Origin of the sequence: Pandoraea eparura (assembly GCF_902459725.1) — a bacterium.
Taxonomy (GTDB): domain Bacteria; phylum Pseudomonadota; class Gammaproteobacteria; order Burkholderiales; family Burkholderiaceae; genus Pandoraea; species Pandoraea eparura.
Genome location: NZ_CABPSH010000004.1, coordinates 108,018 through 132,217 on the forward strand (window position 1 = coordinate 108,018; position 24,200 = coordinate 132,217).

A 24,200-nucleotide genomic window follows, 5' to 3' on the forward strand; every position below is an offset into this window, starting at 1 on the left:
GCCTGGCGTCCCCTCCCGATGGCATGATTTGCCTTGATGTGCGCGCATCGCGACCTGCGATGCGTGCGGGGTAGGTTCGTCCCTGGCTGCGTCGATATAGCGCTCTCGCGCTGAATTTTTGTTGCAGCACATCAGGACCCCCCCATGCTTCCCATCTTGTCCCTTCTCATCTGGCTTCCTATCGCGGCTGGCGCACTCGTCATGCTGCTGGGCCGGGATCGTCATCCCAATACCGTACGTTGGACATCACTGATCGCGGCCGCGATATCGGCGGCGCCCATCGTGCCGCTGGTGCATGGGTTTCGCACCCACGTGGCCAGTCTGCAGTTTGTCGAGCGCTTTCGCTGGATCGATTCGTTCGATGCGTCGTGGCATGTGGGCATCGACGGCATTTCTCTGTGGCTGGTGGTGCTCACCGGTGTGACGACCCTCATCGTCGTGCTCGCCTCGTGGCGCGCCGTGACGACGCGTGTGAGTTCGTACTTCGGCAGCTTCCTGGTGTTGTCGGGGCTGATGCAGGGCGTCTTTACGGCGCAGGACGGCATGCTGTTCTTCGTCTTCTTCGAAGCGACTCTGCTGCCGTTGTATCTGCTCATCGGCGTGTATGGCCGCGCCAATCGCACCCACGCGGCCGTGAAGTTCTTTTTCTTCTCGCTGACCGGTTCGCTGATGATGCTCCTCTCGATGCTCTATCTGTATATGCAGACGCAGAGCTTCGAGATCGCGAGCTGGCAGACGCTGCATCTGCCCCTGGCGGTGCAGGTGATGCTGTTCATCGGCTTTCTCGGGGCGTTCTCGGTCAAGGTGCCGATGTGGCCCGTGCATACCTGGTTGCCCGAGGTGCATCTCGACGGGCCGACCGGTGCCGCGGTCATGCTCGGCATGCTCAAGCTCGGCGGCTATGGGTTGCTTCGATTCAATCTGCCGTTGCTGCCCGATGCGAGTCATTTCCTTGCGCCGCTCATGGTCCTGCTGTCGCTGGTTGCCGTGATTTACGCGAGCCTGGTGGCGCTGGTGCAAACGGATCTGCGCAAGCTGCTGGCGTACTCGGCCGTCGCGCACATGGGCTTGGTAACGCTGGGGCTGTTCCTGTTCTCCGAGATGGGGACCGACGGCGCCGTGATGCAGATGATTTCGTACGGCATTGTCTCGGGCGCGATGCTGTTGTGCACGGGGATGTTGTACGACCGCACGTCCAGCGCGTCGATTGACGCTTATGGCGGCGTGGCCGCCACGATGCCGCGCTTCGCGGCGTTCGCGATGTTGTTCTCGATGGCGAACGTGGGGATGCCGGGGACGTCCGGCTTCGTTGGCGAGTTCCTCGTGCTGATGGGCGCGATCAAGGTTAATTTCTGGATCGGCGCATTGGCGTCGCTGACGCTGGTGTTGAGCGCGGCTTACACGTTGTGGATGGTCAAGCGGGTGATTTTCGGACGCGTGGGGAATGCGCGTGTCGCATCGCTCAAGGATGTAAGCCGTCGTGAGTTTGCGCTGCTTGGGGCGATGGCGGTGATGGTGCTGGGTATCGGCCTCGATCCGAAGCCGCTGACCGACGGCATCGATGTGACGGCCGTACAGGTGGTGCAGGACATCGAGCAGCATCGCCTGCCCGCGAACGATTCGGGCCGCGACGAGATGGCGGGACGTCGTCACGGTGTCACTGCCGGTCACGCGGCAGTGAGGGTGAAGGGCGAACAGCCCGCCGCCTGATCGGTCGCGGCAGGATTCGTCCAAACGGGCGCCATGCGGCGCCCGTTTGTTTTTTGGCGGCGCACAACGTGCAGGCCAGACCCCGGGCGCCGCGAACCTGGCACGACGCGCAGAAGCCATTGCTGCCGGCGCAAGGAAATGTCTAGGGGGAATTACCGATCCTGCAATTCGTCACATTGCATACAATGTTTACAAAATTCGCCGGATGCCACTGGGTATCTCTGATTATTTGGAAACATTGCATACAATGTCGTCTACGCCGCTCACGCTTTCCTCCGCCGACGTCTACCTGGCCATCAAGACCGCGCTGGCCGAACATGAGTACGCCGCGGGCCAGTATCTGCGTGAGACACAACTGGCAGAGCGCTTCGGCGTGAGCCGCACGCCCGTGCGCGAGGCGTTGCGCCGGCTCGATGCGGAGGGTTGGGTGGAAGCGGTGCCCAACTATGGCGTGCGCGTGCGCGCATGGACCGAGCAGGACGCGCGCGAGATTTTCGAGGCGCGGTTGCTGATCGAGCCCTATCTGGCGGGGCGTGCGGCGCAGCGCGCGACCGACGACGATGTGGCCCGGCTGCGCGAACTGGCTGTGACGATGTTCGACATTGCGCGCGAGCCGCCGACAGCCGAGTTGACCGAACGCTGGTTCGCGCTCAACGATGCCTTCCACGCGCTCATCAGCGGCGGCGCTGGCAATGGCCGGCTCGACCGCTCGCTCAAATCGATGAAAGAGACGCCACTGGTCAAGTGGACGTTCGACACCTACAACCCCGAACACCGTGAGCGCAGCGCGCGCCAGCACCTCGAGATCGTCGACGCGTTTGCACAACGCAACGGCGTCTGGGCCGAGGCGATCGTGCGCTGTCACATCGCGGCGGCCCAGAGCGTGGTGCTTGGCCGTGTGCCACGCACGTTGGCCGACGGCGCCGTCGCGCCCGCGTTGACAGGGGATTAGCCGGTTCCATCAGCCGTACCCGAAAACATCACGTCGATCACGACGGAGGAGACAGCGCATGTTGAGTTCGATAAACGCAGGGCCCCGGCTGGACCGGCTGCCCATCTCCGGCTTTCATCGCCGGATCCTGTGGTTGATCGGGGGCGGCATGTTCCTCGATTCGTTCGACATCTACCTGGCCGGCGGCGTGCTGGGCGCCCTGGCCAAGAGTGGATGGTCGACGATGCAGCTCAACGCCACGTTTCTGTCGGCGACCTTTGTCGGCATGTTGCTCGGCGCGTTGACGGCCGGCGTGCTGGGCGATCGCAAGGGGCGCAAGTTCACCTATCAGTTCAACCTGGCGATCTTTGGTCTGGCGTCGCTGGCCGGTGCGTTCGCACCCAACATGACGTGGCTGATCGTGTGTCGTTTCTTCATGGGACTCGGGCTTGGCGCGGAGATCGTGGTCGGCTACGGCTCGCTCGGGGAATTCGTGCCGCCTGCCGTGCGCGGCAAGTGGTCGGCATACCTGTCGCTGATCACGAATTCGGCGTTGTTTTTCTCCACCTTTCTCGGTTATCTGATCATCCCCTCGATTGGCTGGCGCGCGATGTTCGCGATCGTGGGCGTGGGCGCCCTGATCATGTGGTTCGTGCGCGCGAGGATGCCCGAATCGCCGCGCTGGCTGGAATCGAAGGGACGGTTCGACGAGGCCGATGCGATCCTGCGCGCGGCCGAAGCCGAGTCGGCGCGCGGCGGCGTATTGCCTCCGGTGCGCCAGACGCCGCCGGTCGCCACGCGGCCGACCACGTTGCTGGACCTGTTTTCCCCCGCGCAACTGCGTCGCACGGTCGTGGCGATCTGTGTGCAGATTGGTGTCAACGTGGTGATCTACGGCTTCATCGTCTGGGTGCCGACGTTCCTGATGAAGCAGGGGATCGGCATGGCGTCGTCGCTCGGCTACACCACGTTGATGTCGCTCGGCGGTCCGGCCGGCGCGCTGGTGGGCGTGCTCGTGGCCGATCGCATCGGCCGCAAGAACGGCATGATCGCGGTGTCGGCACTCGCCGCGGTGGTGGGGTGGGCCTATGGTCACTCGAGCAGCGTGGAGATGGCGACCGTGCTCGGCTTCCTGCTGTTCACGCTGACGTATCTGATGGTGGCGCTCGGGATCGCAACCTATTGCCCCGAACTTTTCGCGACGGAAAACCGCATGCGCGGCAACGGCGTGGCGGGCTGTGCCGGCCGGATCGCCGGCATTCTCGCGCCGCAGATGGTCGTCGCACTCTACGCGTCCGGCGGTATCCAGCAGGTACTCACAACGATCGCCTGCGTGTTGGCGGCCATGTCGATCGTGCTTGCGCTGTTTGGCATCGAGACCAACCGCCGCTCGCTCGAGGACATCGCACCGAACGCGGGCGCGCCGGGTACGGCCGGTCTCGGCGAGTCGGAATTCTCCGGGAAATCGCAACGCTGACGTCTGGCGCAATACAGCGTCCAGATTAGAAACGACGCGCGGGTCCAGACCTCCGCGCGGCGGCAATCTTGCTTCACTGACATATTGGAATTGTGATGAACGCCCAAGACAAACGCAGTCAACTCAAAGCGAAACTGGCTCGGCAAGACATTGTCGTCGCGCCGGGCATCTACGACATGATCTCGGTTGCGATGGCCGACGCGATGCAGTTCGACTGCCTCTACATGACCGGTTTCGGTACGGTGGCCTCGTATCTGGGCGTGCCCGATGCTGGCCTGGCGACCTATACCGACATGGTCAATCGTGTGACGGCGTTCTGCGGCAACAGCCGCACGCCGTTGATCTGCGATGGCGACACCGGCTACGGCGGGTTGCTCAATGTCATGCACACGGTGCGCGGTTACGAGCGCGCGGGGGCGGCAGGCATTCAGCTCGAAGACCAGGAGTTTCCGAAGAAGTGCGGCCACACGCCGGGTCGCCGGGTGATTCCGGCCGGCGACATGGTCAAGAAGATTCAGGTCGCGGCGCAGACGCGCGACGACGCGAACTTCCAGATCGTGGCACGCACCGACGCCCGCACGTCGCTCGGCTTGGATGAGGCATTGCGCCGAGGCGAGGCCTATGTAAAGGCGGGGGCAGACGTCCTGTTCATCGAGTCGCCCGAGAGCGTGGAGGAACTGGAGACCATCGGCAAATCGTTTGACGTGCCGCTGCTGTGCAATATCGTCGAGGGCGGACGTACACCGCAGCTGTCGCCAGCGCAATTGCAGTCGCTCGGGTTCTCCATCGCGATCTATCCGGCGACGGGCTTCCTGGCTGCCGCGCAGGCCCTTGAGCACGCGTACGCACAGATCAAGGCCGGCAAGGGCACGATGGGCATCGACAACGCGCTGTATCCGTTCTCGCAAATGTGCGAGTTGATGGGCTTTCCGGAAGTGTGGGCGTTCGATCGGGCTCACGCGGACTGAGTGAGTGCGCGACGGCGCAGCCGAACTACGTGGCCTGCGCCATCCTCGCGGTGGTGTGGCGTTGACGGGTCAGCGCGACGGCTCGCCGTTGAGTTGATCGGTCGGCAATCCGCGCGGCGACATCGATCGGCTGGCGGGTAGGCCAAAGCTCGCGAGCAACGCGATACCGCAGGCCCCGATCACGAAGTACGCCGGCGCGGCCAGTGATCCGGTCTCGCGGATCAGCATGGTCGCCAGTAACGGCGCGAAACCGCTGAAGACGAGGACCGAGGCGTTATACGACAGTGCGATGCCGCTGAACCGCACCTGGACCGGGAACTGATCGGCAAGCACGGACGCCCACGTACCGCTGGCGAGCGAGAAGACCACCGCCGCGAGGATGAAGAGCGTCACCAGATTTACGGTGTGGCCGACCAGCGCGTAATAGAACGGATAACTCAATACCACCAGCAGCGCGGCCGACGCACGCAGAAGATACCGGCGCGGCACCTTGTCGCCAAGCCATCCCGCGGCGAGCAAGCCAAACGAACTGACGATCAGATAGGCGTTCTGGGCGATCGCCGCCGTCCGGGGCGCATAGTGAAGTTGTTGCACCAGGTAAGCCGGCATGTGTCCGTACAGGATGCCATTGACACCGGCCATGACCGCGATCGTGAGCGCCGCAGCGACGACCGATTTACCGTGGTGCCGGAGCGTTTCGCGAAACGGTTGCTTGATGACGGCCCCTTGCATCTTCTTGAACTCTGGCGACTCGTCGAGGTTGCGTCGCATCCAGTACGACACGATGCCGCAGACACCGCCGAACAAAAAGGCGACGCGCCAGCCATACGCCGCGGCATCCGCGCTCGACAGGGAACTCTGAATGACGAGGTTGACGACAGTCGCGAGCAACACGCCCACGTTCACCGCGCAGATGATGACGCCGGCGGCCAGGCCGGCGCGATGTGGCGCGGCTTCCACGGCATAGGTAATGGCGCCGGGCATTTCACCCCCGACACAGAACCCCTGAAGCATGCGCAGGACGATCAGCAGAATCGATGCGGTGATCCCCCAGTGCGCGTAGTTCGGCAGCAGACCCAGGCAAATCGTCGCGGTGGTCACGACAACGATGGAGCCGAGAAAGACCGGCCGGCGGCCATAACGATCTCCCCAGCTACTCAGCACGATGCCGCCGAGCGGTCGAATCACATAGCCGATGGCCAGCACGGAGTAGGCGGCGAGCATGCTCAACAGCGCCGACGCGTTCGGAAAGAACTGCGCGGCGATGTACTGCGCAAAAAAGCCGTACACAATGAAGTCGTAAAACTCCAGTGAGCCGCCCAGGCTCGCGATGAGAATCATCTTCCATTGCGACCGTGTCAGACCGGCGGGTTGCGGGCGGCTGACTTCGCCGACGGGGTTGCGGGTTGTCTCCATGACTTCTCCAGGAAAGGTTGGCTTCTTTGTCCAATGACGTATACGCACGGTGGTGTTGCGTAACGGCCGCCCGATGGCAGCCGATCAGGCGGTTGCCGTGTGCTGATGGGGCCGTGCTTGTTCGAGCAGGTGTCTCAGGGCATGCCGGTCAGGCGCGACACCGAACACGTATCGGTCGGGGCGCACCAATTGGGCGACGGCGCCGGTCGACCTGAGCCACGCTCGGATCGATGCATCCTCGCTCGCGATGAGCTGGACATCGGCGCGGGCCGCCTGGTCGGGCAGGTCCGGGCATTCGCCGAGCAACTCCGGTAAGGCAATCAGTGCGAATCGATAGCCGACGATGTCGTCAAGCCGACGGCCGTCATGCAGACGCGGCTGCGGTGCAATCTGTCCCGCCGTGCCCGAGGCGTCGTCCACCCACTCGCCAGGACCAAGCTTCGGTTGCGGCGTGACAAAATTGCGGATGGCGTCGGCCATCTCGTCGTCGCGCGCGTTTGCAAGTTCCGGGTGAGTGGTCTGTATGACGGCACCGAGCTGAACGGCGGTCTCGATAAACTCGCGCACATGCGGCGAGCGTTCCGATTCGTATGTGTCGAGAAGGTCGTCGGCGGCTTCGCCGCGAAGCACGACGCCAAGCTTCCAGGCGAGATTCGACGCGTCACGAATGCCGGCGGCCATGCCTTGGCCCATGAAGGGCGGCGTCTGGTGCGCGGCATCTCCTGCGAGCAGCAAGCGGCCACGGCGCCAACCGTTGGCGACGACAGAATGAAACGTGTAGACGGCTGAGCGCTCAAGCCGTGCATCGGCGGGCGAGATCCAGCGAGCGAGCTTGTCCCACAGCCATTCCGGGGTCGTGAGTTGCGTCGAATCGTCGCCAGGCATCACCATGATTTCCCAACGACGACGGTTGCCCGGGCCTCGCGTATAGGTGGTCGGCCGCGCCGGATCGCAATACTGAATCGAGACGTCGCCCAGTTCAGGCCGCGGCGCATTGAGCATCACGTCGACCACGACCCAACGTTCATGTGATTTCAGATCCGTCAGCTCGGTGCCCATGAAGCGCCGCGCAATCGAGCGCGCGCCGTCACACCCGACGACATATCGCGCCGTCGCGCGCCCCAGTTTGCCGCAACGCGTGTCTTCGAAGCGGATTTGCACGCCGTGCGTGGTCTCATCGAGGGAAAACACCTCGTGACGCAGGCGGACTTCGACGTTGGGATACTGCGCCAGGCGCTCGCGCAGTGCATTCTCCAGGTCAGGCTGGTGGAATTTGTAGCTGGCACACCAGCCGTGAGGTCCAATGTGGGTCGGGCGCGGCCAGTCGATCAGCAACTTGCCTTGCGCGTTCACGAACTTCATTCCCGGGCCGACGAACAGGTTGGGGAGCAGGGTATCGGCGATCCCGATTGTCTGAAATACGCGCATGCATTCGCCATCGAAATGCACCGCGCGGGGCAGCGCAAAGATGTCGTTGTCGCGCTCCAGCACCAGCACCCGCAACCCCTGAATCGCGAGCAGATTGCCCAACGTGGCGCCGGTGGGGCCGAGGCCGATGATCGCGACATCGTAGTCGCACGCCTGGGGTGAAATCGTTTGATTTGACATGTTCATTTCCTGCAGATGAGACACCGGGGGCGGCTCCCCGCACCCGGCAACGACGCTTATGCCTCGTCGGTGATCGGATTGGACAGCACGCCAATGCGATCCACTTCCACTTCGACCACGTCGCCCGGTTTCATGAACAGCGGCGGGTTACGTTTTGCACCCACGCCGCCCGGCGTGCCGGTCACGATCACGTCGCCGGCGAAAAGCGGTGTGAACGTCGAGAGATAGGCAATCTGCTTGGCGATGCCGTGGATGAGCATCTCCGTGGTTGCCCGCTGCACCTCCTGCCCATTCAGGCGGGTGACGAGCGTCATCAGCGCGTTCGGCGCGATCTCGTCGCTGGTGACCATCCACGGCCCGAACGCGCCGGTGCGGTAGAAGTTCTTGCCCGGTCCCCATTGCGTCGTATGACGCTGCCAGTCACGCACGGAGCCATCGTTGTAGCAGGCATAGCCCGCGATGTGCTGCCACGCGTCGGCTTCGGCGATGCGCCGTCCACCGCGGCCGATGATGACCGCGATCTCGCCCTCGTAGTCGAACTGCTGCGACTCGGGCGGGCGCAGCATCGACTGAGCGTGGCCGACCTGGGAGGCGGGCAGCCGCATGAAAATCACGGGCTGTTCGGTCACCTCGCGGTGCGTTTCCTTGACGTGCTCGGCGTAATTCAGACCCACGCAGAAGATCTGCTCGGGATTGGGAATGACCGGCAACAACGTCACGTCCGCGAGCGCGTGGTCGGCCTGCGCGCCCTCGATGGACTGGGCCGCTTCCCTGAAGGCGTTGGCGGCAATCAGCGCCTTGAGATCCGCGAAGCGCCCGTCAAGGCGCTTGCCGAGGTCGAAGATAACGTCGTCGCGAACCATGCCGAACGAAGACCCCTGCGAGGTGGAGAAGCTGACGAGTTTCATTGATGCTCCGATGATAAATAACGGTAGTTTTGATCCGCACACCGCCATAAAAAACTAGTGTGTTTATCGTATTTTGAGAATAAACTATATTTAACGAATGAAACAACGTGTTTTTCGTCAGGGTTTATCACTATCGGAGACAAGCATGGAAGGGATGAAGCAGAAGCGGCGGGGTCTCTCGTTGAGCCACATGGGCTTCTACGTGAGCGACATGGCGCGGGTCGAGGACTTCTATTCGCGGGTGCTGGAGTTCACGGTGACTGATCGCGGCAAGCTACAGACGCCGAATGGCGAAGTGCGGTTGGTGTTTCTGAGCCGCGATCCGGCGGTGCACCATCAGATCGTTCTGGCGAGCGGCCGTCCGGCGCATCTGGCGTTCAATCCGATCAACCAGATTTCGCTGGAGGCGGACAGTCTCGCGACGCTGCGGCAGTTTCACGAGAAGTTCGTAGCCGAGGGGCTCGACGAAATCCGTCCCGTGACCCACGGCAATGCAGTCTCGATCTATGCGCGGGACCCGGAAGGCAATCGGCTGGAACTGTTCGTCGACACGCCGTGGTACGTTGACCAGCCGATGCGCGTGCCGGTCGACTTCGGTCTGGCAGACGCCGAGTTGATGGCGGATGTCGAGCGTCATGCCCGTACGCTGCCCGGCTTCCGGCCAAGAAGCGTCTGGCAAGCGGACATGGCTGCGCGCATGGGGCTTGTGTGATCGCGCAACGGGACGCATGGTGATAGGCGTTGCCGCCCGGAGGGGGGCGAACTTCCGTTGCCGCTGGCGGAAGGTGCCGACCCTGCGCGTGCTTTGACGAAGCACGCGCAGGGTCGTGCGGCAGCGGGCTCTGGCTATAATTCACTCACGTCCACAGGATCCATTGTCCCGATGTCGAGCATCACCAAAGTCTTATCCATCCTTGATCTGTTTTCCGAGACCAGGCCGTTTCTGTCCGCCGAAGACGTTGGCGCGAAACTCGATTGCTCGATTCCGACGGCTTACCGCTATGTGCGAGAGCTTGTCGATGCGGGCCTGCTCGTGCGTTTTGCGGGGGGAGACTACGGGCTTGGGCCTCGCATCATCAAGCTCGACTATCACTTGCGCGTATCCGATCCGCTGCTCGCGGTCGGTCAACCGATCATGCGCGAACTGAGCGAGCATTCGGGCTTCGATATCGTGATGTCTCGGTGGTATGGGAACGAGCTTGTCGACACCCATCGGGAGACGCACGACGCATCACTTGATCTCAGATACGGTCGGGGGCGTCCACGCCCACTTTTCCTCGGTGCAGCGTCAAAGGCGATCCTGTCGACCTTTCCCAAGGCGAAGCTCGCCGTGTTGTTCGATCAATATCCCGAGGACATCGGGCAGAGCGGACTTGGTGCGACCTTGGAAGATTTTCGCGCATCGCTGCTCAAGATTCGGCGCGCGGGCTTTTATCTCTCGAAAGACGAACTCGAAGTCGGGATTTCGGCGCTGGCGTCGCCGCTGTTTACCGACGACTCAGGGGAGGCGGTCGGCGCGCTCGCGGTGATCGTGCCGACGCCACGTCTGCAGTTCGCCAATCTCGACCGGCTCGTTGAATCGATCAAGGAGGCAGCGGCGCGGATTTCGCAGCGCACGCGGGATGTCATCGAGCGTCACCAGACCGAAGCTGTCGCGTCATCGCACGGGGCGTCGCGCCCGAGACGGTCTGCGTGAGCGAAGGCCGCCGGTCATGGGGGAGGGACGCTTGACGGTGCCATTCGCTCGCCGGCGTCACAATCTCCTCGACGTCGTGCTTCACAAGCGCGCCTTCGCGCTGGCGAGTGCTGCCTCGATGGCAGCCGCCTCCTTTTTCACCGCCGTCGCAAGCTTGGTCTCCCGCTCCAGAATGCGCTCCGATAACGCGGAAATTGCCACCGCGGCGATGACCTCGCCGTCCGGGGAGCGGATCGCCGCCGCGATCCCTCCCATTCGATGCACGACAGCATCGATCAACACGGCATAACCTTTCTCCTGCACGCGCGCGATCGCCTCACGCAAAAACGTATCCGTTAGCATCGGGTAGTGCGTGACGCGCGGGGCGATCTGCGCCAGCACGGCCTCGCGCTCGGCGTCGCGCATGGCGCCAAGCACCGCGAGCCCGCTCGATCCCACGCCTAACGTGCGGCGGCTGCCGAGCGCCTGAAAATTCGCGCGCACCGGATACTCGCCAATCTGCAGGTCGACGCACACCATCTCCAGTCCGCTCAACACGGACATCAGCGACGTGTCCGCGAACTCGCCGCTCAACCTGAGCAGACTCGGGCGCGCCATCGCGCGCCAGTCGATCTCTTCCTCCACGCCATTAGCGATTCTGACGATCTCGGCACCGAGCCGGTAGTGCCGGGAATCGGCGTCGCGCGCCACCATGCCTTCGCGAATCAGGATGTCGAGCACGCGCATCGTGGTCGAGCGATCCAGGCCGCAATAGTCCGCGATGTCCACGAGTCGGACATTACGGCCGTCGCTCATCGCCTTGAGCACCCGACAGGCCTTTTCGATCGCTCCGATCGGATTGGGTGAGTTGGCTTTCATGTGCTCTCCCTTTAATTGCATCAGTTGCAAACAAAATCACGATTCTATTTTATTTGCACCAGTGTTAACCCGCTAATTTGCAGATTTATCTTGGAATTAAGGTGGGTATACGTAGAATTCAACGAAACAAAAGAATATCTCATGTTTGCATCAGATGCAAATGTACTTAGATCAAATCCACAGCAGGCGATCCCATGTCAGTGTTTGAATCCACTCTGGCGCCATCCAGCGAGTCCTTTGCCCGTCATCGGCGGTCAATGATCGATCGGCTGGAACGGCTCCGCACCATTGAAGCGACAACGCGCGAGGTGTCGGCCGCCGCCGCGCCACGCTTCCGCAAACGCGGGCAGCTCTTGCCGGCCGAGCGCTTGAGCCTGCTGTTGGACAGGGGCGCGCCGTTCCTCGAACTTTGTTCGATCGCCGGCTACGGTCTTGGCGCCGCGCGCGCGGACGGTCGGGAAATCGCGGGCGGCGGCCTGATCGCGGGTATCGGCTCGATCGCGGGCACTGTCTGCATGCTGAGCGTCACCGATTCGGGCATTGACGCCGGGGCGTTCCAGCCGAAGGGCCTCGAGAAGCTGCTGCGCATTCAGGAAATCGCGCTGGAAAACCGGCTGCCGTTCGTGCAACTGGTGGAGAGCGCCGGTGCCAATCTGCTGGCCTATCGCGTCGAAAATTTCGTCAACGGCGGGCAGAAGTTTCGCAATCTCGCGCGCCTGTCCGCAGCAGGCATTCCGGTGGTGACGGTCACGCATGGCCCGTCCACCGCGGGCGGCGCGTATCAGACCGGGTTGTCGGACTACATCGTGCTGGTGCGCGGACGCTCGCGCGCATTTCTTGCCGGGCCGGCGTTGCTTAAGGCGGCGACCGGTGAGGTCGCGACCGAAGAAGAACTCGGTGGTGCGGAGATGCATACGTCGGTGTCGGGGCTCGGCGACTATCTGGCCGAAGACGATCGGGACGCGCTGCGCCTTGCGCGCGAAATCGTCGGTTCCTTGAACTGGCCGTCGCGCGCCCCGTTGTCGCAGCGGATGGATTTCCGCGAACCGCGCTACAGCGCGGAGGAATTGCTCGGCGTAATGCCCGACGACCATCGCCGCCCGGTCGACATGCGCGAAGTGATCGCGCGGATCGTCGACGACTCCGACTTCCGCGAATTTGGTGCGCGCTACGGCTCGGCGACCGTGTGCGGTCACGCGTCGGTGCAAGGCCGGCCCGTCGGCATCATTACCAACAATGGACCGATCGAGCCGGCGGGCGCGTCCAAGGCGACACACTTTATTCAGGCGTGCTGTCAGTCGCGTACGCCGTTGCTCTATCTGAACAACACCACCGGCTTCATGGTCGGTCGCGCGTTCGAGGAGGCGGGCAGCATCAAGCACGGTTCGAAGATGATCCAGGCGATCAGCAACGCCAGTGTTCCTCAGATCACGATCTTTTGCGGCGCGTCCTTCGGGGCCGGTCACTACGCAATGTGTGGCAAGGGCTTTCATCCGCGCTTCAGCTTTTCGTGGCCGAACGCGAAGACCGCGGTGATGGGGGCAGAGCAGGCCGCACAGACGATGGTCAGTGTGAGTCGCGCGGCAATGCTCCGCAAGACCGGCGAGGTGGACGAAGAAAAGCTCGCGGCCATTTCCCGCAAGGTGATCGAGAACTTTGAAGGTCAGATGGACGTGTTCGCGACGAGCGCGCACGTGCTCGATGACGGGGTCATCGATCCGCGCGATACGCGCCGCGTGCTGGCCCAGGTGCTGGAGCTGTGCGAGGCGGCCGAGCACCGGCAGCTGGTGCCGATGCAGTTCGGCGTCGCACGTCCATGAGGGCCGTCGGTGCGCCACGCCGCCAGGCTACCCAATTTATCCAGAGACCGGAATCCATGAGCAGTATCAAACGGCTGTTGATCGCCAATCGCGGAGAAATCGCCGCGCGTGTCATCCGTAGCGCCCACGCAATGGGTATCGAAACCGTTGCGGTGTATTCCGATGCCGATGCGGACTCACCTCACGTGCACATGGCGACGCGCGCGGTGGGCATCGGCGCGCCGTCGGCCGCCGCTTCCTACCTGAACATTGCGACGATCCTTCGGGCGGCGCAACTGGCCGGCGCCGATGCCGTTCATCCGGGCTACGGCTTCCTGTCGGAGAACGCCGGGTTCGCGCAGGCCTGCGCCGACGCCGGTCTGACGTTCGTCGGCCCGTCGGCGCACGCCATTCGCGTGATGGGGGACAAGGCCGAGGCAAAGGTTTTCATGCGCGAAGCGGGGCTGCCTTGCATCCCAGGCTACGACGGCGAGGAGCAGGATGCCGACACGCTTGCCGAAGCGGCAGCGCAAATCGGCTATCCGGTGATTGTCAAGGCGACGGCGGGCGGTGGCGGGCGTGGTATGCGCGTCGTCGAGGAGGCGGGCGGATTTCAGCGCGCGCTCGAGTCGGCGCGATCCGAAGCGCTTGCGGCCTTCGGCAGCGAGCGCATGATCGTCGAGCGGGTGGTGCGTGAGCCGCGCCATATCGAAATCCAGGTGCTCATCGACCGTTACGGTCACGGCGTGCATTTCGGCGAGCGCGACTGCTCCGTGCAGCGTCGCCATCAGAAGCTGATCGAAGAAGCGCCCGCGCCCGGCCTACCGGTGGAAACGCGTGAGCGCATGGGCAGCGCGGCCGTATCGGCAGCGATCGCGCTTGGCTACGAGGGTGTGGGCACTTTCGAGTTTCTGCTCGACGCGTCGGGCGAGTTCTATTTCATGGAGATGAATACGCGCTTGCAGGTCGAGCATCCGGTTACCGAATGCATCGCCGGCATCGATCTCGTCGAATGGCAGCTGCGCGTCGCGATGGGCGAAGCCCTCGATTTTGATCAACAGGACGTGCGTCTGGCCGGTCATGCGATCGAAGTGCGGCTGTGCGCGGAGGACGAGCGCAACGGCTTCCTGCCGCAAAGCGGTTCGATCGACCTGTGGGTGCCGCCTGACGGCATCCGCGTGGAGCATGCGGTGCGCAGTGGCTTCGTCGTCTCGCCGTATTACGACTCGATGTTCGCAAAGCTGATCGGGTCGGGCAAGACGCGCGAGGACGCGCGGCGCTCGCTGGTCAAGGCACTGCGCGACACGGTCGTGCTCGGCATTCGCACGAACCGGCAGGCGCTGATTCGCTGCCTTGAGCATCCTGCGTTCGTCGCGGGCGGCGTGAACACCGGCTTTCTGATTGAACACAAGGACGACGTGCTCGTGCCACAAGACGAAAGTCCGTGGCTCGCGCTCGCGGTAGCCGGCGCCGTGCTCTCGCCGGGCACACGCGCGAGCGGCTGGCGCGGCTCGGTCATCCACCTCGCCGACGACACCGGTGGTGCGTACTGCCTGTCTGTCGCGCCCTGCGGCGAGCGCGGGTTGTGCATCGAGGCGGATGCGCACTCGATCACCTTCGACGCCTGCGAGGTCGAGCACCCACGCGTGCGCTTCTCGTTCGGCGGCGTCGATCGCGAGGCGTTCTGGACGCAGTCCGGCGCTCAGGTCCACGTGCAGATCGACGGCCATGCGTGGTCGTTCGCCGATCGCACGTATGTGGGGGCGACGGCCAGCGATGGCGAGGGCGACGGCCGTTTGCGCGCGCCATCCAACGGCCGGGTCGTTGCGCTGTATGCGAGCGCTGGCCAGCGTGTTGCCGAGGGCGATGCGCTGCTCACCATCGAGGCGATGAAGATGGAGCACACGGTGATTGCGCCGGCAGCCGCCATCGTGCGCAGCGTGTTGATCGACGTCGGGCAGTCGGTGGCGACAGGCAAGGTGCTGCTCGAATTCGAGCCGACCGCTTGAGCGTCTGGACAGCGACCATGCCGCACGCCAAACCCCTTCATACGATGCAAATGCAATCAGGAACGCTTGACATGTCGAATACCGGAAGCGGTGCCCTCGCCGGCATCAGGGTCGTCGATCTATCGCGCGTGCTGGCCGGCCCGGCCTGCGCGCAGACGCTGGCCGATCATGGGGCAGAGGTCATCAAGGTCGAGTCGCCTGCCGGCGACGACACCCGGCTGTGGGGGCCGCCGTTTCGCGACGGTGCGGCCTCGTATTACATGGGCGTCAATCGCAACAAGCGCGGCATCGTGCTCGATCTGAATCAACCCGACGCACGCGAGGTGCTGCTCGATCTGCTCGAACAGGCGGACGTGCTCGTCGAGAACTTCAAGGTGGGTACGTTGGAGCGCTGGGGCCTGGGCTACCAGGACACGCTCGCCAGCCGGTTCCCGCGGCTTGTGCATTGCCGCATCAGCGGCTTCGGTGCCGATGGCCCGCTCGGGGGCTTGCCCGGGTACGACGCGGTCATTCAGGCGATGTCCGGGCTGATGAGCATCAATGGCGACCCGCAGAGTGGTGCGACCCGCATCGGCGTGCCGATTGTCGATCTCGCGTCGGGGCAGGCCAGCGTGAATGGCATTCTGCTCGCCCTGCTGGAGCGCACGCGCTCGGGCCGAGGTCAGTTCGTCGATATCGCGTTGTACGACGTTGCGCTGTCGCTGCTGCATCCGCCTGCCGCCAACTGGTTTATGTCGGGCCGTGTGCCGCCGCTGCTCGGCAATGGCCATCCGAACATCGTGCCGTACGACAAGTTCCAGACGGCGACGGTTGAGGTGTTCCTCGGCGTGGGAAACGACCGGCAGTTCGCGATCTTTGCGCAGCACGTCGGGCATCCGGAATGGGTCGACGATCCGCGCTTCTGCTCGAACGGGGCGCGGATGACACATCGCGACCTGCTGCGCCAGATGATCGCCGAGCGCCTGCGCAGCGTCGAGGGTGACGCGCTATGTCGCCGTCTCACACGCGCAGGCGTTCCCGCGGGCGCCGTGCGCGACGTCGGTGCAGCGCTTTGCGATGCGCACACGGCGCATCGCCAGATGCGTGTCGCGGTAGACGATTACGAAGGCGTCGGGGTTCCGGTGAAGCTCTCGCGCACGCCGGCTCGGATCCAGCGGCGTCCGCCGCGTTTTGCCGAGCACACACGTGAGGTGTTGCAGGAGCTTGGCTACGCCGACGAACGCATCGACGCGCTGGCCGGCGATGGCGTGCTGAGGCTCGCACGCGAGGAGGTCGCGCCATGAGCACCACGACGAAGCGGACTCGTCTGCCGTATGAAGGGATTCGCGTGCTCGACTTGAGCCAGGGCATCGCCGGGCCATCGTGCGGCGCATTGCTCGCACGGCAGGGCGCAGATGTCGTCAAGGTGGAACCGCCGGCCGGCGACTGGGGCCGTCTGATGGGCGACGGCGCGAACGGCCTGACCGCGATCAGCATCGGCGCGAATGCCGGCAAGCGTGCGCTATGTATCGATGCGACGCGTGCCCAGGGACGCGCGGTGCTGCATCGAATGATCCAGCGGACCGACGTGCTGATCGACAGCTTTCGCCCTGGCGTGATGGACACCCTCGGGCTCGGCTACCCAACCGCATCGAAGCTCAATGCCGCACTGATTCATTTGTCGATTACGGGCTTTGGGCCCAGCGGGCCGTACCGCGACAAGGCGGGCTCCGATTCGGTGCTGCAGGCGCTGGGCGGAATGATGGCGATGAACCGTGATGGCGAGGGCGTGCCGCGCCGCATCGGCATGATGATCGTCGACGCGGTGTGCGGCGTGTACGCCGCACAAAGTGTGGGCGCGGCGCTGATCGGTCGGCGCGCGACCGGCCGGGGCGAGCACGTCGAGCTGTCGTTGCTCGAAGTGACGGCGGCGCTGCAGACGATCCCGATTCTCGACCACTTCATGAGTGCGGGCCGTGAGCGCTTGCCGGCGACGGTGCCCTCGGGCACGTTCCGCACGCGCGACGGTTTCATCAACGTCGTGGCGCTGCGCAACGAGATGTTCGTCCGCCTAGCGCATGCGCTCGGGCACCCCGAATGGGGATCGCGTGAGGCGTGGTCCACCAATGCGAAGCGGCTCGCACAGCGTGTCGAGATCAATGCGGCCATCGCGCAAGTGCTGCGCGAGCGCGACAGCGACGACTGGCTCGAACGCCTGCACGCCCATGACGTGCTGTGCGCCGCCGTGAATGACTACGGTGATTTCGTCACCGATCCGCAGGTCGAGCACGCCGGTGTGTTTCGCGATCTGGTGCTCGGCGACGCGCCCGGATTGCCGTTCGCGGGCGTGCCGGGACTGGCTGGCGGCGAGATCGGACCGGTGCCGAGACAGGGCGAGCACAGCCGGGCCGTGCTGGTCGAATTCGGATGGTCGGATAGCGAGGTCGATGCGCTACTGACGACAGGTGTCGTGATCGAAGCGCAGACCGGTAGTGGCTGGGCATGACGGCGCTACCGAGCGGCGTGTGCGAACAATGATCTGGAAGCAATGGAGTGAAGTATGGAGACACCGCAGCAAAACCCTTCAGACGCCGGGCGACACGCCGACGCGTTGCTCGTCGACAATCACGGCCCCGTGCGCGTGCTGACGATGAATCGTCCGGAGCGGCACAACGCGTTGAATCACACGCTGACGCGCGCGCTACTCGCCGCGCTCAACGCGGCGCAGCATGACAGTGAATGCCGCGCGATCGTGCTGACTGGCGCGGGCCGGTCGTTCTGCGCTGGGGCGGATACCGGCGAATTCGCGGCGCTGTCGGGCGACGAGACCGCCTTCGCGCGCGAACGCGCCGAGTTGACCTGCGCGCTGCACCGCGCATTCACGCAGGTGAGCAAGCCGATCGTGTCGGCTGTTCGCGGCTTTGCGCTGGGCGGCGGCGCGGGACTCGCGCTTGCCTGCGACCTGATGGTCGCCGCCGACGATATGCGCTTCGGCTATCCGGAACTCAGGCACGGCATTGTCGCGGCGATCGTCATGGCCAATCTGGTGCACCAGGTCGGGCAGAAAGTCGCGTTTCGGTTGGTCGCGACCGGCCAGACGCTCGACGGCGCCGGTGCGCTGGGTCTTGGCATCGCCACGGCCAGCGTGCCGGGCGCGGAGGTATTGCCCTACGCGCTGCAACTGGCCGAGGCACTTGCCGCCCATCGTCCCGAAGCGATGGCGGCGACCAAGCGCCTGCTGTATCGCGTGAGCGAGCTGTCGCTGGAGCAGGGGCTGCTTGCCGGGCGCGACACCAATATCCTGATGCGCGGATTTTCGCGTGGGCGCGCGGCGTCCGACGCGGCGCAAACGGCAACGGAGGCCGCATGATCTCGATTGAACGCAACGCGCCCCCGTCGCCCGACGTGGTGATCTGCGAATGCTTCGCGCGCGATGGGCTGCAACACGAGACCACGATCCTGCCGGCCGCCCACAAGGCCGAATTGATCGACGCGTTTGCCGGTGCGGGCTTCATGCGCGTCGAGGCGACTTCGTACTCGAACCCGGCGATCGTGCCGCAGTTTGCCGACGCGAGCGAGGTGCTGCGCCTGTTGCCGCGCCGGCCCAGTGTGTTCTACAAGGCGACCTGTGCCAACGTGCGTGCGGTGGAGCGGGCGCTCCTCGATAGCGAAGCCGGCATTGGCGCGAATGAAATCAGCGTGCTCGTGTCGGCGTCGGAGTCGCATTCGCTGAAGAACCTGAAACGCACCCGCGCCGAGCAGTGGCAAAACATCGACGCGATGGTTGAACGGGCCGGCTCGGCGTTCCGCGTGATCGGCACCGTCTCGGTCGCGTTCGGTTGCCCGTTCGAAGGGCGGGTGGAAGAGGCCACGGTCATCCACGCAATCGAGTCGTTCCTCGTACGCGGCGTCAAGTGGGTCACGCTCGGCGATACCACCGGCATGGCGACGCCCGCGAGCGTCTCGTCACTGACCGCACGTATTGCGCGACAGTTTCCCGAAGTGACGCTGATCGCTCACTTCCATGACACGCGAGGCACGGCGCTGGCCAATTGCGTGGCGGCGTACGAGGCTGGTGTGCGCTACTTCGACGCGTCGTTTGGCGGTGTGGGCGGACATCCCGCGAAGGTGCGCTACGGCGGCGGCTATACCGGCAACGTATGCACCGAAGACCTCGTCAATCTGTTCGAGACGATGGGGGTTGAGACGGGCATTGATCTCGCACTGCTGCTCGACCTGGCGGCGCGTTGCGAGGCTGCGCTGGACCGACAGCTCAACGGCCGCGTCACACGCTCGGGGCTCAATCCGCTGCTCGGCGCGTGCATGCAACCGCTGGACGCCCCGGGCTCGCCGGACCCGAGCGTCCGCGGCATCAACGGGTAACAGGGCAACACTACAACAACGGAGACAACCATGCAGGCAGACACACACTTGGTCGGGCGGGCGCCGGCTAGCGGCGCGGACGCGATCTATCGCAAGGTGACGTGGCGGATCATTCCGCTGCTGTTCCTGTGCTATATCGCGGCCTATCTCGACCGTATCAACATCGGCTTCGCGCAGGCGGCGATCCGTACCGACCTCGCATTTTCCGGTACCGCGTTCAGCTTTGGGGCGAGCGTATTTTTCATCGGCTATTTGCTGTTTGAAGTGCCCAGCAACATGTATCTGGAGCGTGTCGGTACGCGCAAGACGCTCGCGCGCATCATGGTCTTGTGGGGGCTGATTTCGGCGGCCACGATGTTCGTGCGCACACCCGAACAGTTCTATGTCTTGCGCTTTTTGCTGGGCTCGGCGGAAGCGGGCTTCTTTCCTGGCGTCGTGCTGTATCTGACGTACTGGTTTCCCCCGCAGCGGCGCGCGAAGATCGTGGCGTTGTTCATGTTGCCGGTCGCTTTCGCCGGCTTCTTCGGCGCCCCGCTGTCGGGGCTCATCATGCAGACGCTCGATGGCGCGAACGGGTGGCACGGCTGGCAATGGATGTTCCTGCTGGAGGCGATTCCGTCTGTGGTGCTCGGCGCCGTCGTGCTGAAATATCTCACCGATCGGCCGCGCGATGCCCATCGCTGGCTCACGCCGAGCGAGATTGCACAGATCGAGGGCGATCTGGCGCACTCGAACGTACCGGCGGCCTCCCACGATCATGGGGTGTGGCGCACGTTGTTGACGGACTGGCGCATCTACGTGCTGATCCTCGGCTACTCGGCGCTGAACGCGTCGGTCATCGGTATCGGTATCTGGATGCCGCAGATTCTGCGCGAGGCGTCCCACAACACGTCGTCGGTATTCGTCGGCATGTTGACCGCGATACCGTATGCGGCAGGAGGTGTCGGCATGCTGCTGTTCGGCATTGGCTCGGACTTTCTGGCGGAGCGGCGACGCTTCTGCGCGGGGCTGCTTGCGCTTACGGGCCTGGGATTCGTTCTGGCTGGCCTGACGGCGCATAATCTTCCAATGCTGCTGGTGGCGCTCTCGCTCGTGTTGGTCGGCAATCTGTCGGGCTACCCTGTGTTCTGGGCGCTGACGAGTCAGCACTTCCGCATAAGCACGGCGGCCGTCGGCGTGGCGCTGGTCAGCTCGATCGGCCAGTTGGGTTCGTTCGCGAGCCCGATGATCATCAATGCGTCGAAGACGCTGACCGGTAGTGTCGCGGGCGGACTCGACGCGATTGCCAGCCTGTTGTTCGTGGCGGCCATCGCGATCTTCTTCTCCTTCCAAAGGTCGGGCGGCAGCGAGGGGGCCGCGCACCAGTAGGGCAGTGGCCGTGCCGGCGCAGTCCGGCTGGCACGGCGCAGTGAGTGATTTGCAACGTTTCCTGAGTTCCAGCCATGCATCACATTGAAATTCCACAATCCGTCGTTGATCGCGCCGTGGCGCGGCGCGGCCGGCGGCACGTCTATCCGACCCTTGATGCGTCGAAGACCGCGCTACTCGTCATCGACCTGCAGAACGGCTTCGTCGCGCCGGGTTTTCCCGGCGAGTTGCCGATGGCGCGCGAGATCGTGCCGAACGTGAATCGCCTCGCGAGCGCGCTGCGCCAGGCGGGCGGTCATGTGTACTGGATTCGTCACACGCAGGTCGTGCCTGGCGAAGCGCCTTGGCAGCGCTTCGACGAGTTCGGCGCGAGCTGGGCGGCCAGTCTCGGCGAGACGCTGGTCGACGGGCACGCCGGCCATGCGTTGTACTCGTCGCTCGACGTTTGCGATGCGGACGAGATCGTCGACAAGACGCGGTTCAGCGCGTTCATTCAGGGCTCGTCGGATCTGCATCAACGCCTTGCCGCTCGCGGCATCGACACGGTGATCGTGACCGGCACCGTGACGAATGTCTGCTGCGAATCGACCGCGCGCGACGCGATGATGCTCGACTACAAGGTCCACTTTGTCGCCGACGCGAATGCGGCCCGTACCGACGACGAGCACAACGGGACGCTGTGCAACATGGTGCTGTGGTTTGCGGACGTACGCACATCCGACGAATTGCTGGCGCTGCTCGACGTGGGCGCTGCGGACGCTCGGAGCGCTTCGGTGGAGGCGGATTCAAGGTAGGTGCTTTGCCTGCGCCGGCTTCACGAATATCCAACACACCGACCTGTGGAACGGGTATGGTTCGACGTTCGTGGGGTTAATTGAAGCGTGGGCGGCAGTCGCCTGTGATAACGAGGTGAAAGATGATTGATGGCCTGATTGGTGGCAAGGTTTACGGAAAGCCCGCTGAGCGCCAAGGGCAAGGCGGCACGGCGTATGTCACGGCGAAGGTTCTCGCCGCTGGGGCCGATGGTGAGTCCTTGTTCGTGAACGTGATTGCGTTTACTGACGATGCGCGGGCCGTGCTATTGGCGCTGGATGACGGGGATTCCGTTTCTCTGTCTGGCGCGCTCACGCCGAAGGTATGGACTGACAAGAACGGCGAGGCGCGCCCGGCGCTAGACATGGTGGCGCATGCGGTGCTGACTGCCTATGACGTCAACCGCAAACGGCAAGCCGTCCAACGAGAGGCTGCACCGACGAGTGGCGACCCGCTCGGGGACGACGATCGCTGAAGGAGATGCGGGGCGGGGCGTCGTGGTAGGCGAGCGCGTGACGCCGGTTGCGTCAGCGCCTCATCGTGACGCAATCCGCCTGCAAGGCGGTTCCATGACGCCGCAAAAGAGAAAGGGGTTACAAGCGAAACGCCTGTAACCCCTCGAATTCGTTTGGTAGGCCGTGCGGGACTCGAACCTGCGACCAACGGATTAAAAGTCCGCTGCTCTACCAACTGAGCTAACGACCCAACGAAGAAAAAGATTATAGCGACGCCATCGCCATAGTGTCAAGAACTGCGTGGCGTCGATAGGTCCGTTTCAGCGCCATTGCCCGCATATGCGCGCGCATTACGCTCAAACGCTGCGCTCAATGCGCCACATCTGGTACTTGAACGCGCAGACGCCGCCCACGAGAATCGCCGCCGTCGCAACGAACGACCCCAGCGCCAGCGTCGACACGCCCGACAATCCTTGCCCCACCGTACAGCCCAGCGCCGTTACGCCACCGAAGCCCATCAGCACGCCACCCGCCATGTGATTCGCGGTGTCCTCCGTGCCCTGAAAACCTTCCCAACGGAAATTGCGCGACACCAGCGCGTAGACGAACGACCCGGCAATCACGCCCAACACGCTCGCAATACCCAACGTGATGACGTTGCTCGTGTCGCTCCACATCATCAGCCAATACATCGTATAAGCCAGCGGCGAGACGAACGACAGCGCTTCCATCTTTCCGGAATTCGTGGCGACGAAACTCTCCTCCAGCGTATTCGGATTCTCCGCCACGTAACCGAGCTTGCCCGAGACGTACCACAGTGCCACGATGATCGCGCCCACGACGAGGCCGCCCAGCAGATTGTCGAACGTCCAGAATTCGCGTCGTGCGAGCGCCGCAATCACGAACGCACCGCCGACCCCCAACCCGAGCACGAGCTGCGCGCGATGCACGTCGCCACCGAACAGGCCGCCCAACAACGTCGGCAGATCCTGCGATGTCGCAAACGTCGTTTGCACGCTATCGATGGCCGTCACACGGAGTACCGCGAACACGCCCTTGAGCGTCATGTAGGCCGACAACCCGATCATCACGAAAACCAGCAGCGACTTCAGATTGCCGCCGCCAATGCGCACCAGCGTCTTGCTGCCGCAACCAGATGCCAGCACCATGCCGAAACCGAACAGCCAGCCGCCAACGAGATACGACAGCCAGGTAAAGCGCGGCGTCGTGTAAATCGCCTTGACCGGATCGATGATGCCCTGCGACGCCAGTACCCCGGTGCCGATGGTCGCGACCCCGATGGCAAGCAACCACATGCGCATGCGGTTCCAATCCCCGATGTTCACGATGTCGGACAGTGCGCCCATCGTGCAGAAATGCGTGCGCTGCAGCACAGCGCCAAACACGAAGGCCAGCGCAAAGGTGAACCACACCACGGTGTGGGAGAGGGCAGTGAGATCGACGTCGGTCATGAGGCGAGAAGGCGATGGCGGCCGTGCCCGGCCGTTCGATTCATTGTCGCGAGCCACGGGGCGCAGCCAGCTTTGTGGTTATCGGAGGTGCCGCGCAGTCGGTGCGCGATCACATCGCGAGTGCGGTCGTCATGCGCTGCGGACCGTTTTGGGTCCGTACACATCCCCTGAGACACCGCGCTTCGAACGCTTGCAAAGCCCGTATTCTACTTGAGGTCGCGCCCGGTCTCCGGAAAGCTCAGTAGCCCACGGAAAGTGCGGAAAGCCCGGAAAGTGCCAGGTGCGTGCCAGCGCCGGAAACGACAACGCCGCCCAAAGGCGGCGTTATGCGTTTGACGCGTCAGGTTGCA

At 63.9% G+C, this 24,200-nt stretch carries 20 protein-coding genes and 1 tRNA gene; 15 read left to right on the top strand and 6 right to left on the bottom strand.

The features are described 5' to 3' along the window. Nucleotides 1-144: 144 nt before the first annotated feature. From PEP31012_RS11155 to PEP31012_RS11170, 4 genes are all read left to right on the top strand, one after another. On the top strand, nucleotides 145-1,710 hold the full coding sequence (locus tag PEP31012_RS11155; protein ID WP_150589418.1) for a complex I subunit 4 family protein: 1,566 nt from the start codon (nucleotides 145-147) through the stop codon (nucleotides 1,708-1,710). A gap of 247 nt (nucleotides 1,711-1,957) precedes the next feature. Further along, the gene (locus PEP31012_RS11160; protein WP_150589419.1) at nucleotides 1,958-2,662 is read left to right on the top strand and encodes a GntR family transcriptional regulator; all 705 of its coding nucleotides are present in this window, start codon (nucleotides 1,958-1,960) and stop codon (nucleotides 2,660-2,662) included. Nucleotides 2,663-2,720: 58 nt separating this feature from the next. After that, on the top strand, nucleotides 2,721-4,118 hold the full coding sequence (locus PEP31012_RS11165) for an MFS transporter (RefSeq protein WP_150589420.1): 1,398 nt from the start codon (nucleotides 2,721-2,723) through the stop codon (nucleotides 4,116-4,118). A 95-nt stretch (nucleotides 4,119-4,213) separates the two neighbouring features. Then, nucleotides 4,214-5,086 carry an isocitrate lyase/PEP mutase family protein gene (locus PEP31012_RS11170; protein ID WP_174978200.1) on the top strand — a complete coding sequence of 291 codons (873 nt, stop codon included), beginning with the start codon at nucleotides 4,214-4,216 and terminating at the stop codon, nucleotides 5,084-5,086. Nucleotides 5,087-5,155: 69 nt separating this feature from the next. Here the strand turns inward: PEP31012_RS11170 and PEP31012_RS11175 are convergent, their stop codons facing one another. The 3 genes from PEP31012_RS11175 to PEP31012_RS11185 all read right to left on the bottom strand — a co-directional run bounded on the left by PEP31012_RS11175 (nucleotide 5,156) and on the right by PEP31012_RS11185 (nucleotide 9,018). Continuing rightward, complete coding sequence (locus PEP31012_RS11175; protein ID WP_150589422.1) at nucleotides 5,156-6,502, bottom strand: MFS transporter; 1,347 nt, start codon at nucleotides 6,500-6,502, stop codon at nucleotides 5,156-5,158. Nucleotides 6,503-6,586: 84 nt separating this feature from the next. Next, entirely contained in the window at nucleotides 6,587-8,110 is a 1,524-nt protein-coding gene (mhpA, locus tag PEP31012_RS11180) for a bifunctional 3-(3-hydroxy-phenyl)propionate/3-hydroxycinnamic acid hydroxylase MhpA (RefSeq protein ID WP_150589423.1), read from the bottom strand. Between the two features lie 56 nt (nucleotides 8,111-8,166). Continuing rightward, nucleotides 8,167-9,018: a fumarylacetoacetate hydrolase family protein gene (locus tag PEP31012_RS11185; protein WP_150589424.1), complete on the bottom strand. Its 852-nt coding sequence runs from the start codon at nucleotides 9,016-9,018 to the stop codon at nucleotides 8,167-8,169. A gap of 145 nt (nucleotides 9,019-9,163) precedes the next feature. Between PEP31012_RS11185 and PEP31012_RS11190 the strand changes: the two genes are divergently transcribed. Both PEP31012_RS11190 and PEP31012_RS11195 read left to right on the top strand, forming a co-directional pair. Then, nucleotides 9,164-9,730, top strand: a complete 567-nt coding sequence (locus PEP31012_RS11190; RefSeq protein ID WP_150589425.1) for a VOC family protein — start codon at nucleotides 9,164-9,166, stop codon at nucleotides 9,728-9,730. A gap of 171 nt (nucleotides 9,731-9,901) precedes the next feature. Continuing rightward, a complete protein-coding gene (locus PEP31012_RS11195) occupies nucleotides 9,902-10,714 on the top strand; it encodes an IclR family transcriptional regulator (RefSeq protein WP_150589426.1) in 813 nt (270 codons plus the stop codon). Nucleotides 10,715-10,795: 81 nt separating this feature from the next. Here PEP31012_RS11195 and PEP31012_RS11200 read toward each other — a convergent pair whose 3' ends face one another. Continuing rightward, nucleotides 10,796-11,572 carry an IclR family transcriptional regulator gene (locus PEP31012_RS11200; RefSeq protein WP_174978201.1) on the bottom strand — a complete coding sequence of 259 codons (777 nt, stop codon included), beginning with the start codon at nucleotides 11,570-11,572 and terminating at the stop codon, nucleotides 10,796-10,798. Between the two features lie 194 nt (nucleotides 11,573-11,766). On the opposite strand from PEP31012_RS11200, the gene PEP31012_RS11205 reads away from it, so the two are divergent. From PEP31012_RS11205 to PEP31012_RS11245, 9 genes are all read left to right on the top strand, one after another. After that, nucleotides 11,767-13,392, top strand: coding sequence for an acyl-CoA carboxylase subunit beta (locus tag PEP31012_RS11205; protein WP_150589428.1), 1,626 nt, complete (start codon nucleotides 11,767-11,769; stop codon nucleotides 13,390-13,392). A 56-nt stretch (nucleotides 13,393-13,448) separates the two neighbouring features. Next, nucleotides 13,449-15,380, top strand: coding sequence for an acetyl/propionyl/methylcrotonyl-CoA carboxylase subunit alpha (locus PEP31012_RS11210; protein ID WP_150589429.1), 1,932 nt, complete (start codon nucleotides 13,449-13,451; stop codon nucleotides 15,378-15,380). Between the two features lie 71 nt (nucleotides 15,381-15,451). Beyond that, entirely contained in the window at nucleotides 15,452-16,663 is a 1,212-nt protein-coding gene (locus PEP31012_RS11215) for a CaiB/BaiF CoA transferase family protein (RefSeq protein WP_150589430.1), read from the top strand. Further along, entirely contained in the window at nucleotides 16,660-17,865 is a 1,206-nt protein-coding gene (locus PEP31012_RS11220) for a CaiB/BaiF CoA transferase family protein (RefSeq protein ID WP_150589431.1), read from the top strand. The genes PEP31012_RS11215 and PEP31012_RS11220 overlap by 4 nt, the downstream gene beginning before the upstream one ends. A 54-nt stretch (nucleotides 17,866-17,919) precedes the next feature. Continuing rightward, nucleotides 17,920-18,729 carry an enoyl-CoA hydratase/isomerase family protein gene (locus PEP31012_RS11225; RefSeq protein ID WP_150589432.1) on the top strand — a complete coding sequence of 270 codons (810 nt, stop codon included), beginning with the start codon at nucleotides 17,920-17,922 and terminating at the stop codon, nucleotides 18,727-18,729. Further along, entirely contained in the window at nucleotides 18,726-19,742 is a 1,017-nt protein-coding gene (locus PEP31012_RS11230; RefSeq protein WP_150589433.1) for a hydroxymethylglutaryl-CoA lyase, read from the top strand. Before PEP31012_RS11225 ends, PEP31012_RS11230 begins: the two co-directional genes overlap by 4 nt. 30 nt (nucleotides 19,743-19,772) lie before the next feature. After that, complete coding sequence (locus tag PEP31012_RS11235) at nucleotides 19,773-21,110, top strand: MFS transporter (RefSeq protein ID WP_150589434.1); 1,338 nt, start codon at nucleotides 19,773-19,775, stop codon at nucleotides 21,108-21,110. 74 nt (nucleotides 21,111-21,184) lie between these two features. After that, on the top strand, nucleotides 21,185-21,904 hold the full coding sequence (locus PEP31012_RS11240) for an isochorismatase family protein (protein ID WP_150589435.1): 720 nt from the start codon (nucleotides 21,185-21,187) through the stop codon (nucleotides 21,902-21,904). A 122-nt stretch (nucleotides 21,905-22,026) separates the two neighbouring features. Next, entirely contained in the window at nucleotides 22,027-22,398 is a 372-nt protein-coding gene (locus tag PEP31012_RS11245) for a single-stranded DNA-binding protein (protein WP_150589436.1), read from the top strand. A gap of 154 nt (nucleotides 22,399-22,552) precedes the next feature. Here PEP31012_RS11245 and PEP31012_RS11250 read toward each other — a convergent pair. Both PEP31012_RS11250 and PEP31012_RS11255 read right to left on the bottom strand, forming a co-directional pair. Beyond that, nucleotides 22,553-22,628, bottom strand: a tRNA-Lys gene (locus tag PEP31012_RS11250). Nucleotides 22,629-22,734: 106 nt separating this feature from the next. Then, nucleotides 22,735-23,850 (bottom strand): YeeE/YedE family protein, encoded by a 1,116-nt coding sequence (locus PEP31012_RS11255; RefSeq protein ID WP_150589437.1) that lies wholly within the window; start codon nucleotides 23,848-23,850, stop codon nucleotides 22,735-22,737. Nucleotides 23,851-24,200: the final 350 nt, after the last annotated feature.

What these genes read in the sequence shown, in the direction of transcription:
- PEP31012_RS11185 (WP_150589424.1), bottom strand. Translation starts at nt 9,018, where the DNA reads ATGAAACTCGTCAGCTTCTCCACCTCGCAGGGGTCTTCGTTCGGCATG.
- PEP31012_RS11190 (WP_150589425.1), top strand. Translation starts at nt 9,164, where the DNA reads ATGGAAGGGATGAAGCAGAAGCGGCGGGGTCTCTCGTTGAGCCACATG.
- PEP31012_RS11195 (WP_150589426.1), top strand. Translation starts at nt 9,902, where the DNA reads ATGTCGAGCATCACCAAAGTCTTATCCATCCTTGATCTGTTTTCCGAG.
- PEP31012_RS11230 (WP_150589433.1), top strand. Translation starts at nt 18,726, where the DNA reads ATGATCTCGATTGAACGCAACGCGCCCCCGTCGCCCGACGTGGTGATC.
- PEP31012_RS11255 (WP_150589437.1), bottom strand. Translation starts at nt 23,850, where the DNA reads ATGACCGACGTCGATCTCACTGCCCTCTCCCACACCGTGGTGTGGTTC.
- PEP31012_RS11225 (WP_150589432.1), top strand. Translation starts at nt 17,920, where the DNA reads ATGGAGACACCGCAGCAAAACCCTTCAGACGCCGGGCGACACGCCGAC.
- PEP31012_RS11210 (WP_150589429.1), top strand. Translation starts at nt 13,449, where the DNA reads ATGAGCAGTATCAAACGGCTGTTGATCGCCAATCGCGGAGAAATCGCC.
- PEP31012_RS11240 (WP_150589435.1), top strand. Translation starts at nt 21,185, where the DNA reads ATGCATCACATTGAAATTCCACAATCCGTCGTTGATCGCGCCGTGGCG.
- PEP31012_RS11235 (WP_150589434.1), top strand. Translation starts at nt 19,773, where the DNA reads ATGCAGGCAGACACACACTTGGTCGGGCGGGCGCCGGCTAGCGGCGCG.
- PEP31012_RS11175 (WP_150589422.1), bottom strand. Translation starts at nt 6,502, where the DNA reads ATGGAGACAACCCGCAACCCCGTCGGCGAAGTCAGCCGCCCGCAACCC.
- PEP31012_RS11220 (WP_150589431.1), top strand. Translation starts at nt 16,660, where the DNA reads ATGAGCACCACGACGAAGCGGACTCGTCTGCCGTATGAAGGGATTCGC.
- PEP31012_RS11200 (WP_174978201.1), bottom strand. Translation starts at nt 11,572, where the DNA reads ATGAAAGCCAACTCACCCAATCCGATCGGAGCGATCGAAAAGGCCTGT.
- PEP31012_RS11170 (WP_174978200.1), top strand. Translation starts at nt 4,214, where the DNA reads ATGAACGCCCAAGACAAACGCAGTCAACTCAAAGCGAAACTGGCTCGG.
- PEP31012_RS11205 (WP_150589428.1), top strand. Translation starts at nt 11,767, where the DNA reads ATGTCAGTGTTTGAATCCACTCTGGCGCCATCCAGCGAGTCCTTTGCC.
- PEP31012_RS11165 (WP_150589420.1), top strand. Translation starts at nt 2,721, where the DNA reads ATGTTGAGTTCGATAAACGCAGGGCCCCGGCTGGACCGGCTGCCCATC.
- PEP31012_RS11155 (WP_150589418.1), top strand. Translation starts at nt 145, where the DNA reads ATGCTTCCCATCTTGTCCCTTCTCATCTGGCTTCCTATCGCGGCTGGC.
- mhpA (WP_150589423.1), bottom strand. Translation starts at nt 8,110, where the DNA reads ATGTCAAATCAAACGATTTCACCCCAGGCGTGCGACTACGATGTCGCG.
- PEP31012_RS11245 (WP_150589436.1), top strand. Translation starts at nt 22,027, where the DNA reads ATGATTGATGGCCTGATTGGTGGCAAGGTTTACGGAAAGCCCGCTGAG.
- PEP31012_RS11215 (WP_150589430.1), top strand. Translation starts at nt 15,452, where the DNA reads ATGTCGAATACCGGAAGCGGTGCCCTCGCCGGCATCAGGGTCGTCGAT.
- PEP31012_RS11160 (WP_150589419.1), top strand. Translation starts at nt 1,958, where the DNA reads ATGTCGTCTACGCCGCTCACGCTTTCCTCCGCCGACGTCTACCTGGCC.